Genomic DNA, 13,879 nt, shown 5'->3' on the forward strand with positions numbered 1-13,879 from the left:
CTTTATAGCTCATTTACCGCGTCAGGAAACCTTATTGTTTGATACATCAACTAATAAAGAGTAAAGTTTTTCTATAATAAAGGTTAAAAGCGAAAGGATGAGTAAGATGTTTAAAGACGGTTATGTAAAAGTAAATGATGTAAATCTTCATTATGTAACAAAAGGTGAAGGCGAGCTTATGCTGTTTCTACACGGATTCCCTTACTTTTGGTATACATGGCACCATCAGTTAGAAGAGTTTTCGAAAGATTATCGCGTGGTAGCTGTAGATATGCGAGGCTATAACTTATCAGATAAGCCAGAAGAAATTTCTTCTTACAGCATGCCCATTCTAATGGAAGATGTAAAGCAACTAATTGAAGCATTTGGTGAAAAAGAGTGTGTGCTAGTGGCGCATGATTGGGGCGGCGCTGTAGCATGGGCATTTGCTTATACATATCCGCAGTATGTCAAAAAGTTAGTGATGTTTGATGCACCGCACCCTTACACATTTATAAGAGAGCTTGCTGAAAATCCTGCTCAACGAGAAGCAAGCAGCTATATGAGCTTTTTCCAAAAGCCAAACTCTCAGGATGAGCTACTCGCGAATCATAGTGAAAAATTAAGAAACATGCTGACGGAGCCTGGCATCAAAAAAGGCTATTTAACAAAAGAAGAAGAAGCTAAATACGTAGAGGCGTGGAACCAGCCGAATGCAATGAAATCCATGCTTAACTACTACCGTGCGTCTTCCCTTTATCCGTTTGAAGAGCGCGTTCATAAACCTGTAGCACTGCCGCATAAAGTATTCGAATCTCCAACTTTAATTGTATGGGGAAATGCGGACGAAGCGTTTGAAAATAGTAATTTAGATGGAATTGAAGAGTACGTTCCAAACGTAACGATTCACCGCTTAGATGGTGTAGGACATGCTCCTCAACATGAGCAGCCAGAAAAGGTGAATGAATTTATGAGAGAGTTTTTAAGCAAATAAACGAGAGAAAGACTGCAGAATACGGTATACCGCCGTTTTGCAGTCTTTTTTTAAATGCTAAAAGCTAATTTCATCTATTTTTTACATGATTGGTTTATTTTTCAACGTTTTAACAAGTGCATACCGGGTATAAATTTTACTGTACAGATGCAGTCCCCCAAAGGAACATGTACATTTCTTTCTTACTTACCCTTTTTGGAACTCTCTTTTTTGAGGGTTCTTTTTTTACGCATTTACTCTTTCCTTATCGGAAGAACAATCTTAAATAATGCCCCTCCCGTCTCTTTATTATCGACCGTGATGCTTCCTCCGTGGTTTTTCACAATGGAATGAGCAATATAAAGACCTAACCCTAAGTTTCCGTGGCCGCTTGTTCTTGACGCATCTTCTCTGTAAAACTTTTTAAACACCTGCTCTTTGTTCGATAACGCAAAGCCGGGACCCGTATCATGTATTTCAAAAATCACTTCGCCGTGATGAATGACGGTATTCCACCCTATTTCCCCTCGTTCAGGCGTGTAGCGAATACAGTTTGTAATAATATTATCTAATACTTGAGAAATGCGCTGAGGATCTCCGTAAAATTGACTTGATGCTTCTGTTTCACTAACCGAAGGTAAAAAGGCAATCTCTTTTTTTTGACATAAAAGCTGAAACTCGTTTGTTTTCTCATGAACAAATGAGATTATATCGATTGGCTCTCTCTTTACGGTAAAGCCCGGATTTTCGATCACAGATACTTCTTGCAGCTGATTTAATAGCTGAATCGAACGCTGTGTATTTGTGTAGATCGTATGTAAATATCTATCGAGCCTCTCTGGATCTCTTTTGCTTCCTTCTACTAAAATTTCCGTATGGCCATGAATAATCGTAAGAGGCGTTCGTAAATCATGCGCAATCGCGGCCGTCATATCTTTGCGGTCTTCTTCTAGCTGCCACTGTTTAGCTAACGATTGCTTTAATTCTTTTCGCATTTCTTCAAAGGCATGAAGCAGCTGACTTAATTCTTTGGCGTCTTGAGTCAGGGACAGCGAAAAATCCAAATTATTATGCTGAATGTTTTTGGCTGCGGTCATCAGCTCGTTAAAAGGCCGTTCAATTTTTTTACTAAATCGTCTTCCAAACAAATAAGCAAACAAGTAAAAATAAAGAAACGGACTAGCTAGCGATACAAATGTAACAAGCGCAACAATCCATTTAATATTTGGATTAGCAGAGGCCATATTTAATTGATACCGTAGCGCAATCGCCCCGTTTACTTCTTCTTTTGAATTAAAAAGCGGATAAACTTTTATAATATATTTACCTGAGCGGATATTGGTATTGACCTGAGAGTAAAGATCACGTTTATTTTTTATGTATGAAGTGGACATGGATCCATACACGATTTGCCCTTTTTTATTTATAATTTGATAATCCATTCCTTCTAGCGGAATAACCGATTCTACTTGGTTTTTAGCATCTTTAGAAAGAAGCGCATCTTCTTTTTCTTTGACGAACTGAAGAATATCAGGAATTTGTTTTTCATAGTAATTTGCTGGATTCAGTGCTCCAGGCATAAGAAACCAGTTTACTGCAATCACAATTCCCCACGTTAAAAGCGTCGCAAGCAGGCTGTACAGTAAGATTAAATGAAACGATAACACAAACTGCGCTTTTAATGTTGCTCGGTTCATCCATTTTTTTATTTTACCCATTTGTAGCCAATTCCCCAAACGGTTGAGATGTAAGGCGTTTCGTCATATTTTAATAGTTTTGCTCTAATTTTTTTCACGTGTTCTGTAATCGTAGACGAATCTCCTTCCGCGTCGTAGCCCCACACTTTTTCATACAGCTGCTCACGTGTAAAAACCTGACCTGGATGAAGAGCAAGGAAATGAATCATCTCAAATTCTCTTGAAGTAAACGGAATCACTTCATTGTTATGTAGAATTTGATAGCCGTTTAAATCAATGGTTAACTCTCCAAAGTGAAGCCTGTTGTAAGAGTTACTGCTAATTCTTTGTTCTCGGCGCAGATGAGCATAAATGCGGGCTTTTAGTTCTTTCATGCTAAAAGGCTTAACTAAGTAATCATCTCCACCGACTAATAGTCCTTTTACTCGGTCCTGCTCCGTTTGTTTGGCACTTAGAAAGATAATGGGGCATGATATGCTTTTTCGGATCATTTCACAAAGCGCAAAGCCGTCCATGCCTGGCATCATCACATCCAGCACAATTAAGTCTGGATTTATTTTTAACTTTGTTAACGCTTCTTGCCCTTCGTAAGCAAACACCACCTCATATCCTTCATCTTGCAGCGCATCTTTCATAAAGGAAATAATGTCTTTTTCGTCGTCCACTAGTAAAATTGTTTGGTTCATCTCCAGCTCACCCTACCCATTCTTTCTTTTTCCACACGAATAGGTTTATTATAAGGCTAATGAACAAAATTGGAAATAATAGGTTTACTAAAAATTCAGAGTTTGGCTTGCTTAATTCACGAAAAACAGAATCGGTTACGGAGAAAAAGAAGCTTAGTTTATCTGACACATACACGCTTCCAATTAAAGCACCAATGGTTGCGACGTAAGATAAAATGGAATTAGGCATAAGCACACTCAGGATACTCCCGATGCTAATTACCGCTATAAAGATACAAAAACAAATGCCGTAAAATTTGAGCGAATATAGTAACGCTCCAATAGTTCCTACAGTCTGTCCTCCTAAAAACGTTGTTTCATTTACATGAGGCATAACCATTCTTCCAAGACATGTCCCCACTACCCACGTAATACAAAGAATAATAAAAACTAGTAAACATTGAACCGCCCACTTTACAAAAAACAGCTTCAAACGATGGTGCGGTCGAATTAGTACCATGCGCAGCGCTCCCGACGTATACTCGCCGTTAAAACTATCTGCCACAAACATAGGAATAACAATAAACGTAATCACAAACGATAGGTCTCGAAGAAGCAGTGGTGCTGAATTTAAAGAATCAATTTTTACGTCATGAGCCGCATCAAAAAATGAAATGCCTCCCCTTTGAAAGAAAAAGAACCAACTAAAAGCAAGTAATCCTATGTACACACCTAGTACCACTGCTGTCTTTTTCCGTTTAAACGTTCGCTCTAATTCACTGACAAAAAGTCCTGTCATCATGTCTTCTCTCCTTTTATAGAAACGATTCTTTTTTTCGAATAGCTACATACGTTAAACCGCCAAAAAATAAAATATAAAAACCTAAAACGCCGACATTCCACCCTACAAACTGCGGGTTTTCTGCCATCATGACTGTAATGCCCTGCCATTGAATCATCGGTACGGAAGTAAAGAAAAGCTGTCCAAAGAGCTCTTCACTCATCCACTGCCTAAACCCTCTTAATAAAGTAGGATACGAAAATGATATTAGTATAAAAGCAACCCCAATTCCAACAGCCGTAGTAGTCGTTTTGCTGATAACAGAGATAAAAAACAGCACACAGCATATTGCAATCGTCGTTAAATAGGCATATCCATAGAATGCAAGATTATATACTAGCGCTTCTTTTATGTTGAAGACATGGTTGTGATAAAATACAAAGTAGCTTTGCGGGTGTTCAAACATTAGAAAGCCTATCGCATAGCTCACACAGAAATACGTGATAAAAAACAGTAAATTAAACAGCAGAAGCGCTATGGCTTTTGCGAGGATGATTTCTTTAAACGAATACGATCGCATCATGACCATTCGCAGCTGTCCTGACCGGTACTCTTCAGTAACCACGAGCGTAATAAAAACTAAGAACATGGCATTAAAAACTGTAAATAACATTTCGGCTAAGCTCAGCACAGGAAAGTTTCCCGCAAACGTATACTGTGGTAAATCGACTGTGAGTGCTCCATTTTGTTTTTGGAGATAAGAAGAAGCAACTAACAGCACCACCGGCACTAACAAAAAGGTCAGCCAGGCCACTTTTCGTTTCCAAAGTCTTTCCCACTCCGCTACTAACAGCTCCTTCATTGCGACACCAGCTCTACAAACGCATCTTCAAGATTTTTACCGGATGCTAACTGATCTAAAGCGCCGTCCCACATTAGCTCTCCTTCTCTCATCACCACAATTTGATCACATACTCGCTGTAATTCATCCAGTAAATGACTAGAGATTAAAATCGTTTTGTTATAGTCACGTTTTAAGGTAAAAAGCAGCTCGCGCAGTTCACGTACGCCCATTGGATCTAAGCCGTTGGCTGGCTCATCTAGTATTAATAAGTCCGGGTCGCCTAGGAGCGCTTGAGCAATACCGAGTCTTTGCTTCATCCCAAGAGAATACGTTCGAACTTTATCATTTTCTCTGCCGGTTAATCCCACAATATCAAGCACTTCTTTTACTCTTTGCTGCCTTTCTTGCTTTGTTGAAAATGGATGCAGTCGAGCTAAGTTTGCCAGGTTTTCTTTTCCCGTCATATAAGGAAAAAAGATGGGTGACTCTACAATCGCACCAACGCTTTGCAGTGCTTCTTTTCTTTGTGAAACAATAGGTTTATTAGTAATAAAAACTTCTCCCCCAGTTGGTTTAATCAACCCCGTCAATAAACGAATTAACGTTGTTTTACCAGCTCCGTTTGGCCCTAGCAGTCCGCATATTTCCCCTTCCCCAATTTGAAACGATACTTCTTTTACTAAGTGACGACGTCTCACTTTTTTCGAAACGCTCTTTACCTCTAAAATAATATTTTTCATCTTAAATCCCCCCTACACGTAGTATAGGAGGGATTTATAAAGAATTTATAAAGTTTATAAAAATTATCCTACAGGTTTTTTGGCAATGATAAATGCAACAGTCGCAAACACAAGTAAACATACGCATAAAAACAAATAGCCAGCGCCTTCAAACCCTCTTACTTCTACATAGCCAATATAAAAAAACACAGCGGCAGCCATAACGGTAAGCATTGAAGGAAGCATTCTAATGACCTTGTTCCATTTCATTTTTCTGAACAGCCAAGTTAACATGAGTATAAGTACACCTGGCAGCAGTGCAATCAGTAAAGGACCGCCTATCATCATATCTATCAACCTCTCTAAATCCTTTTCATTCACTTAAAATAGAGATAATCAGCTTACGGCTCAGAAATTCCATTTGCAATCGCTAATAAAAACATCAAAGCAGAAAGCAACACAAAAAAGATGCTGTTTGTGATAATGCTAAACCACACGACGCTTGGCTTCTTTGTTCGAACTCCTAAAACTAACGCCACAATAAAGCCAACATCTATCGCAAAAAACAGCCACAGCGGAATAGTCAAATCACCGCTTCTACTTGGAAAAATTGAATTTGATGGGAATATCCGATTCGCAAAAAACACTACAAACGCAGCTGCCAGCAAAATAATTGTTAATACAATTGGCTTATTTTCTTTTGAAACACTCATTTCAAATACCCTCCTAACTAAAAAAAATAATACCATATAGTACTAAATTGAAATATACAAATTACAAACTTCATTCATTGTTCCAATAATCTTGATTTCTCAGATTAAAAAACCATATATTCAATAATATGGTAAAATCATTTATATAAAATCGTTTAAGGAGTCTATATATGAAACTGGATTCGAAAAGAAGAAACATTCAATCGAAATATAGAGAAAAAATAAACGTAAAAAAAGCGGAACGACAACATTCTGCCGAAGCCTTATTTGTTTTTGCCTTCTTTATACTGCTTGGTTTTCTAGTCTTCCAAAACTATATAGACTGGTAAAGAAAACAAGGTGACATATTTAACCGCAAAAGAAAAGGTTCAAATTCTATAGAATTTGAACCTAGGAATTATCACTCTCTTAATGAACTGATGCTCTTGCATTTGGCTTGTTGTAAGTCGCTAATCTTTGAAGTAATTCTTCACTTACATCATTTAAACCTGTCAGCTTCACCTCAGCAGACGTTTGTTCTTTTAGCTTCAGTACAATTTTATCGATAGCCGCTACGGCTGAGTCATCCCAAATATGCGCTTCTGAAAAATCAATCAAAATTTGATCTTGTTTTTCTGTAAACGTAAAAGAATGAACAAAGTCTTCTACGGAGGCAAAGAACAGCTGACCTTTTACTTTATAGACCGTTCGATTTTCCGATTTCTTTGCTGATACGTCGAGCTTTGAAATTTTTGCAGCAAAGAAAACTGCGCTTAAAATAACACCCGCAATAACTCCTTTTGATAAATCATGTGTTGCTACAACCGTAATTACCGTCACAAGCATCACGACGGTATCTGTTAAAGGGACTTTCGTGAGCGTACGAAGTGAAGACCAGTCAAATGTTCCGATCGATACCATAATCATGACGCCTGCTAGTGCAGCCATTGGAATTTTGACAACCCAGTCCCCTAGCACCAAAATGAGAAACATAAGAAATATCCCCGCTACAAACGTTGATAAACGACCGCGTCCGCCTGATTTTACATTAATAACGGTTTGACCGATCATCGCACAGCCAGCCATGCCGCCAAAGAAACCAACGACCATGTTCGCAATTCCTTGCCCTCTGCTTTCTTGGTTTTTATTACTAGACGTATCTGTCATATCATCCACAATCGATGCCGTTAGCAGCGATTCTGTTAATCCGACAATAGATAATCCTAGCGCTGTTGGAAAAATGATAGACAGTGTTTCCATATTCCAAGGAACGTTAGGAATAGAAAACACCGGCAGTGATTTTGTAATTTCTCCTAAGTCTCCTACTGTACGCAAATTAAATCCTCCAAAAATAGCTACAATTGTCATGACGACAATCGCTACTAATGGCGAAGGCACTGCTTTTGTAAAGCGCGGTAAAACGTAAATAATAACAAGAGTTAACGCCACAAACACATACGTCATCGTTGAGATTCCTACAAAATGCGGAACTTGTGCCATAAAAATTAAAATCGCTAATGCATTCACAAATCCTACCATCACGGATCGAGGAATGAATTTCATAAAGCGAGCAATTTTAAAGATGCCAAACAGAAGTTGAATCACACCCGTTAAAATAGTCGTTGCCCATAAATACTCCATTCCATGCTCTTTTACGAGTGTCACCATCAGCAGGGCCATCGCGCCGGTAGCTGCAGAAATCATCGCAGGACGCCCTCCTACAAAGGCCATCACAACGGCGATACAAAAAGATGCGTGTAAGCCCACCATCGGATCTACTCCGGCAATAATGGAAAAAGCAATAGCTTCAGGGATGAGCGCAAGCGCTACGACAATACCTGAAAGAATATCTCCTTTCACGTTGCCAAACCACTCCACTTTTAATTTATTGAACATGATAACCAAAAACACCTTTCTCTCTATAGTCATAAACGTTTACTGTACGCTTTTCTAGATTTTGGACAATAAAAGTAGTAAAATAGAAAATAAACAGAACCTAAATGGAACGTTTATGGTACTTTTAATATATAAAAAAATGAGTGAAAACAGCCCAACATATCCCATCTTCCTCAAGTATTATATTTACGTACATGAAACACGTTTATTAAAACGATGAAGTCAGCTTCTTTATTTTTTCCTCATTTAATCCAAACGCTTCTTTCACTTTATTTTCTAAGTCCTCTGTAATCCTCCTCTTCCCAACTTCCACTAATGCAATGAGTGAAAAGCTGCAGTTTACTCTTTCAGCGAAATTCCGCTGATTCAAATTGTAGCTTTTCCGAATCAATTTGATGGTGTCTTTATCCATATTGTCACCTCGCTTTTTTTATATAAGTGGCTTCCAACTCTCATAGAAGCCGAGACGTTGTTAACAACTAAAACTCTAGCAGACCTAAACCAAAATGTCTATCACTTTTTGTTCCAAAAACGATCTTTTTTGGAACTATACTTCTTTCTATACTGAAAAGAAATGTTATGAGCGGAAGGAATTTGGTACAATAGGTAAATATAAATAAACAATCCATGCAGGAGATGGTGTAGTGATTATTGGTTATACCCGTCCATATAGCGAAGATGAAAACTTGGACAAACAGTTACAGGCGTTGCAGCCTTTTAATTGCGATAAAATTTATCATGAAAAAACAAATTCCATAAAAAAAAGAGTAGAATTCGATGAGATGGTAGCTTCACTTCAGCCAGGCGATACAGTCGTTGTGTATAAATTTTACTGCATTGCAGACTCTACTCGGCACCTTATTGAATTAATTGAATATTTTTCAGATAATCATGTTCACTTTGTATCGATTTTGGATGACGTTGATACATCCACCGAACAAGGAAAAACCTTTTTCAGTACCATTAAACGTATTGGTGAATTTCAACATGACGTGATCAGTGAACGCACAAAAGCCGGTCTTCAAGAAGCAAAATCAAAAGGAAAAAGCGGCGGCCGGCCAAAAAAACCTGACTATAACGTCCACCGAGCGCTTGATATGTACTGGAGTAAAAACTATACGATTGCTCAAATTACAGAAGCTACAGGTATAAGCAAGACGACTTTGTACCGTTACTTAGATAACTAAAGCACATGTAAAAAAGACGTCCTTTTATTCGGTAAAAAGGCCGTCTTTTTTTAGTGACTATATCACTGAAGGTATTTAGGATTCGGTTTAGAATGGTGATTAATTTCTTCAAATATATCTGAAGAAGGTTTAGACGACACTTTGTTATGTAAATCTTGCGCAGGCACGCTGGTTTGAGAAAAAGATGACATATATAATTCCATCAACTGTTTAAAGTCCCCTACAGTCAAAGGTTTTGCATCTTCTCGAAGTTCGTATCCTAACTGTCCATTTGGTTCGATTGTGGCGATTTTAACATCTTTTATGTTTGATATACCTACATTTCGTAATCTCATTTCTAATTGATCGGCGGTTAAACGTAATTTTTTAAGCTGCTTAGTATCTAATTGACCATTATTTATAACGATTTTAGATTTACCTGTCAGAAATTTTTCAAATCCATTAAACTTTAATTGTAAGTACTCTAAAACTAAAATAGCAAGAACAAAAATTGCTGCCCCGCCAATGGCTTTTAGCATACTTTTCTCAACAATAGGTTGTACAATGATGGTACCTAAGGAAATCATAACGACCGTTTGAGCGAGCGTCATTTGAGCAATCGATTTCCTCCCCGCTATTCTTAGTAATAATATTCCCGATAAAATCAAGATTACAGATTGCCAAATAAAATTCATAATATCATCCTTTTTATTACAGTCTGCTTTTAGATTAGGCATCTGAAAGCAAATTATTCATGTATCAAAAATTTCGTTTCCACTCCTCATACCCTAATAAAGTTAGAAAACAAAAAGATACCTTACGTAAAGGTATCTTTTTGTTTTGTTATTTTCTTTCTCGGAATCACAGGACTTATACAGATTGATCAATGCAGCGTATTAATCTTGTTTCGATGTCTTCTGCTAGTGTTTGGAGCTCTCCATTATGAAGCATATTAATCATAGCCGTAGGCCTAGGCATGCCAATCTTTGTTTCACTTTCATCTTGATATACAACCATTTTACAAGGGAGAAAATATCCTACTAAAAGATTTTGCGAAAGAACACGCTGAGCTTCTTTCGGATTACACACTTCTAATACTGTAAACGGTGTATGAAAGTCCTGCCCTTTTTCCTGTAGCTTTGCAGTTAAATCGAAATTCCACAAAACACCGAACCCTTCGCTTTTTAAGTTTTCTTCTAGAGAACTAATCGCTTCTTCTAGGCTTTTCGAGGTTTTTACCGTGTAATCAAACATCCAATCTCCTCCTGTTAAGTTAGAATGAATTCCTTTCTTCTACGAAACTTGAAGTTCATGTTATTCTGCCCCACCCTTAAAGTTTAAATCTATAGAATATCAACGGCAGCAGCTCCAAATAAAATCTACATCGCATGCTTTACCCCTTTTTTAACAAGTACCCAGTTCGCTGGATAGCTTGTACAAAAGCCAATGATCATGGCGATTTGCATCATAAACCAAAAGACCACGCTGTCTGGTTTGGGTGCCTGTGCAAAAAAGACATAATGTGATAAAGCCATCCAGCCGAACATCCCTATTTCAAACGCAATAAGCGACCACGTATCTGCTTTTACTGCATTTTTCAGCTCATCTTTTGAGCCGTTATCTTTCATACTCATACCATAGTATTGAAAAGCAATTCCCGCTATATAAGCAAGAATAAATTCCACTACGTAATCTGCAAAAAGTACGCTTCCGGCAATCGTCCATCCCGTTAAAAATACGATTGGTGCGCCAATTAAATCTCCGACCGAGCACCCGCTGCTGCAGTGGGTCGTAGATACAAAAACACTTTGCCAAAAAGGCTTCTTACTATGATGGTGTTCATGATGATCTTCATGGCTATGATGCATATGTTCAGAGGAATCATGAGCGTGATCGTGTTTCTTTCGATCTTTACGGCCTAATTTAAAGTAAAACCATATCCCGGCCACAGGAAAATATAGGCCCGTAATAGGCCACACAATATTCATCACAAACATCATCTGCGGATGCCTGATCACGTCGATTGTAATAACTAAAAATTGAATAATTCCGATTGTAATAGCTATATAAGAAAGTATTTCTAGCCAGCTCATGTGCTACACTCCTTTAAGATTTATGTATCAATCACATACCCTCTACCCCTATATCTAAACGTAAAAAAGAGAAACTGCTCATTACTTAATAACTTTTACAATGCTGTTATCTTTTATTAGGTTTAATAAACTAAACGATAGTCTAATGTAATAAAGAGAAGAAAAATAAGGAGGAATTTTACAATGTCTAACGAAAATTATCAAACTGTTATTCAAACGCTGCATGACTGTATGAGTGCCTGCAACCAATGTTTTGATGCTTGCCTAAAGGAAGAAAATGTAGGGATGATGGTGGACTGTATCCGTTTTGACCGAGAATGTGCAGATATGTGCGGATATTTGGAACAAGCTTTAGAAAGAGGAACGCCTTTCGTTGCTGAACTAGCGGGAGTTTGCGCTGAAATTTGCGAAAAATGCGGTAACGAGTGTAAGAAACACGATCATGACCACTGTCAAAAATGTGCAGAGGCTTGCTTGAAATGCGCGGATGAATGTAGAAAATTAGCTGCATAATCTTTGGAATATAAGAAAGCTAGAACCCTTGAAGCGCATTTCAGGCATTAAGGGTTCTTTTTAGTGATAAGGCAAGAGAGAATCTATAGGCTTTCTAAAAAACGAATAAACTTTTTAAGACTTTGCGAGCGCTGCTTCCCTTTCTTTACTATAAAATCAATTTGAACGTCTTCTGCAAGCTCTTCGTATTCAATTCTTTTCATATCACCACGAGAATTTACTACGCTAGCCGGGACTACACTCATCCCCAGTCCATCGCGGACACCTTGTAAAATCGCTTCTAATGAATCAAATTCCATCATGTTGGCTTTATGTGTATGATGTTCTTTTGAAAACGCTACTAGTCTGTTTCTATAGATGCAGTTTACATCACTATTGATGAGCAGCATTGGTGGGGTTTTTTCTTCTATATCTTCAGACGTAGGTGAGATGAGTACCACCTTTTCTGCGTAGTGATAAACTCTTTCAAACTGAGCCCCGTTATAGGTACCGCTAAGAAAAAGTCCATCAATTTCCCCGTACGAAAGCATTTCTTGCAAGACTTGTTTTCTATCTGTTTTGATTTTAACTTCAATATCCCGATGTTCTTTCAAAAAAGACGAAAATAAAGCTGGAACTTTACTAGCAGAAACCGTCTGCGACGCACCAATGATTAAAGATGTTCTAAACTTATTCGGATTAACTTCTGCTTTAGCTTCCTCCATTAACAGTAAAATACGCTGTGCATAGTTAAACAAAGCTTCCCCTTCATCCGTTAACGTGACTCCTCTATTTGTGCGTGTCAGTAATTTAGTATCTAACTCTTCCTCTAATTTTTTTATGCGCTGACTGATATGCGGTTGAACATATCCTAATACCTCGGCGGCTTTTGATAGTGATTTTGTTTCTGCCACACATTTAAAAATTCGTAAGTCTTGGCTTTCCAATTTCCATTCCTCCGCTGATATCATTTTAAATGATACCTCTCTTAGTATTACCTATTATATCCTTTTTTTTATCGAAGATATAATAAAAGATGTTGAGAGAAAGGAAGGTTAAGAGAAATGAACGATTTTAAAAACAAAGTATTTATTATCACAGGCGGAGGCACTGGTGTAGGCAAAGCAACGGCTTTAAAGCTAGCCGATAAAGGCGCAAAACTTGTGATAAACTACAGCAACTCAGAAAAGGAAGCTAAAAAAGCTGTGGAAGAAATTTTAGAAAAAGGAAGTATGGCTTTTGCTTTTAAAGCGAATGTAGCCAACGAGAATGAAGTGAATGAAATGATTCATCAAACGATTGCACAATTCGGACGGTTAGATGGATTAGTGAATAACGCTAGTATTACTGCTCAAATCCCGATGCATGACTTAGAGTCTGCAACGGATGACGTATGGGACTCTTTATATGATATAAACGTAAAAGGCATGTTTCACTGTGTAAAAGCAGCCGTTCCACATATGAAAAAACAAAAGTCAGGAGCGATTGTTAATGTAGGAAGTGTTGCCGGCACAACTGGAATTGGCTCGTCTATTCCTTATGCAGCAACAAAAGCAGCGATTCATACGATGACGAAGTCGTTAGCGATTGCACTGGCACCCCATATTCGAGTCAACTGCATCTCTCCTGGTGCAGTCGACACAAGGTGGTGGTCTGGCAACGAAGATAAAATGTATCAGCTTGCAGGAAATCTGCCTCTTCAGCGCATTTCTTCTCCTGAAGATATCGCAGATGCTATTCTTTTTCAGTTAAAACAAGAGTCCGTGACGGGCCAAGTGTTTACGATTGATAACGGACAAACTCTTTAAGCATATGAAAATATTCCAAAAAATAAACCCCACTACTAGAAAGAAATAGTAGTGGGGTTATAATAAGCACTATG

At 38.0% G+C, this 13,879-nt stretch carries 17 protein-coding genes; 4 read left to right on the forward strand and 13 right to left on the reverse strand.

The genetic code is table 11. The features are described from left to right. Positions 1–106 precede the first annotated feature (106 nt). Complete coding sequence (locus CEQ83_RS16870; RefSeq protein ID WP_223546198.1) at positions 107–973, forward strand: alpha/beta fold hydrolase; 867 nt, start codon at positions 107–109, stop codon at positions 971–973. Positions 974–1,206: 233 nt separating this feature from the next. On the opposite strand, the gene CEQ83_RS16875 is transcribed toward CEQ83_RS16870, so the two are convergent. From CEQ83_RS16875 to CEQ83_RS16915, 9 genes are all read right to left on the reverse strand, one after another. Then, positions 1,207–2,670, reverse strand: a complete 1,464-nt coding sequence (locus tag CEQ83_RS16875) for a sensor histidine kinase (protein ID WP_098113669.1) — start codon at positions 2,668–2,670, stop codon at positions 1,207–1,209. Beyond that, the gene (locus tag CEQ83_RS16880) at positions 2,658–3,335 is read right to left on the reverse strand and encodes a response regulator transcription factor (protein WP_028414661.1); all 678 of its coding nucleotides are present in this window, start codon (positions 3,333–3,335) and stop codon (positions 2,658–2,660) included. Before CEQ83_RS16880 ends, CEQ83_RS16875 begins: the two co-directional genes overlap by 13 nt. A 7-nt stretch (positions 3,336–3,342) precedes the next feature. Next, positions 3,343–4,116: an ABC transporter permease gene (locus CEQ83_RS16885; RefSeq protein WP_155017412.1), complete on the reverse strand. Its 774-nt coding sequence runs from the start codon at positions 4,114–4,116 to the stop codon at positions 3,343–3,345. 13 nt (positions 4,117–4,129) lie between these two features. Next, positions 4,130–4,957 carry an ABC transporter permease gene (locus tag CEQ83_RS16890; protein WP_155017413.1) on the reverse strand — a complete coding sequence of 276 codons (828 nt, stop codon included), beginning with the start codon at positions 4,955–4,957 and terminating at the stop codon, positions 4,130–4,132. Next, entirely contained in the window at positions 4,954–5,679 is a 726-nt protein-coding gene (locus tag CEQ83_RS16895; RefSeq protein ID WP_028414664.1) for an ABC transporter ATP-binding protein, read from the reverse strand. The genes CEQ83_RS16890 and CEQ83_RS16895 overlap by 4 nt, the downstream gene beginning before the upstream one ends. Positions 5,680–5,742: 63 nt before the next feature. Beyond that, complete coding sequence (locus CEQ83_RS16900; RefSeq protein ID WP_098113665.1) at positions 5,743–6,006, reverse strand: YesK family protein; 264 nt, start codon at positions 6,004–6,006, stop codon at positions 5,743–5,745. A gap of 53 nt (positions 6,007–6,059) precedes the next feature. After that, positions 6,060–6,371, reverse strand: coding sequence for a hypothetical protein (locus tag CEQ83_RS16905; protein ID WP_098113664.1), 312 nt, complete (start codon positions 6,369–6,371; stop codon positions 6,060–6,062). Between the two features lie 408 nt (positions 6,372–6,779). Next, positions 6,780–8,246: a SulP family inorganic anion transporter gene (locus tag CEQ83_RS16910; protein WP_098113663.1), complete on the reverse strand. Its 1,467-nt coding sequence runs from the start codon at positions 8,244–8,246 to the stop codon at positions 6,780–6,782. Positions 8,247–8,454: 208 nt separating this feature from the next. Continuing rightward, entirely contained in the window at positions 8,455–8,658 is a 204-nt protein-coding gene (locus CEQ83_RS16915; RefSeq protein ID WP_028414668.1) for a helix-turn-helix domain-containing protein, read from the reverse strand. Between the two features lie 232 nt (positions 8,659–8,890). On the opposite strand from CEQ83_RS16915, the gene CEQ83_RS16920 reads away from it, so the two are divergent. Continuing rightward, entirely contained in the window at positions 8,891–9,433 is a 543-nt protein-coding gene (locus CEQ83_RS16920) for a recombinase family protein (protein WP_155017414.1), read from the forward strand. 62 nt (positions 9,434–9,495) lie between these two features. On the opposite strand, the gene CEQ83_RS16925 is transcribed toward CEQ83_RS16920, so the two are convergent. From CEQ83_RS16925 to CEQ83_RS16935, 3 genes are all read right to left on the reverse strand, one after another. Then, on the reverse strand, positions 9,496–10,107 hold the full coding sequence (locus tag CEQ83_RS16925; protein WP_155017415.1) for a DUF421 domain-containing protein: 612 nt from the start codon (positions 10,105–10,107) through the stop codon (positions 9,496–9,498). A gap of 175 nt (positions 10,108–10,282) precedes the next feature. Beyond that, positions 10,283–10,666: a DUF302 domain-containing protein gene (locus CEQ83_RS16930; protein ID WP_155017416.1), complete on the reverse strand. Its 384-nt coding sequence runs from the start codon at positions 10,664–10,666 to the stop codon at positions 10,283–10,285. A 125-nt stretch (positions 10,667–10,791) separates the two neighbouring features. Beyond that, on the reverse strand, positions 10,792–11,505 hold the full coding sequence (locus tag CEQ83_RS16935) for a DUF4396 domain-containing protein (protein WP_098113661.1): 714 nt from the start codon (positions 11,503–11,505) through the stop codon (positions 10,792–10,794). 183 nt (positions 11,506–11,688) lie between these two features. Between CEQ83_RS16935 and CEQ83_RS16940 the strand changes: the two genes are divergently transcribed. Further along, positions 11,689–12,018 (forward strand): four-helix bundle copper-binding protein, encoded by a 330-nt coding sequence (locus tag CEQ83_RS16940; RefSeq protein ID WP_098113660.1) that lies wholly within the window; start codon positions 11,689–11,691, stop codon positions 12,016–12,018. An 83-nt stretch (positions 12,019–12,101) separates the two neighbouring features. Here CEQ83_RS16940 and CEQ83_RS16945 read toward each other — a convergent pair whose 3' ends face one another. Continuing rightward, positions 12,102–12,944, reverse strand: coding sequence for a LysR family transcriptional regulator (locus tag CEQ83_RS16945; protein WP_098113659.1), 843 nt, complete (start codon positions 12,942–12,944; stop codon positions 12,102–12,104). Between the two features lie 117 nt (positions 12,945–13,061). On the opposite strand from CEQ83_RS16945, the gene CEQ83_RS16950 reads away from it, so the two are divergent. Next, positions 13,062–13,805 (forward strand): SDR family NAD(P)-dependent oxidoreductase, encoded by a 744-nt coding sequence (locus CEQ83_RS16950; protein ID WP_028414675.1) that lies wholly within the window; start codon positions 13,062–13,064, stop codon positions 13,803–13,805. Positions 13,806–13,879: the final 74 nt, after the last annotated feature.

It is taken from the genome of Priestia megaterium (genome assembly GCF_009497655.1).
GTDB lineage: Bacteria > Bacillota > Bacilli > Bacillales > Bacillaceae_H > Priestia > Priestia zanthoxyli.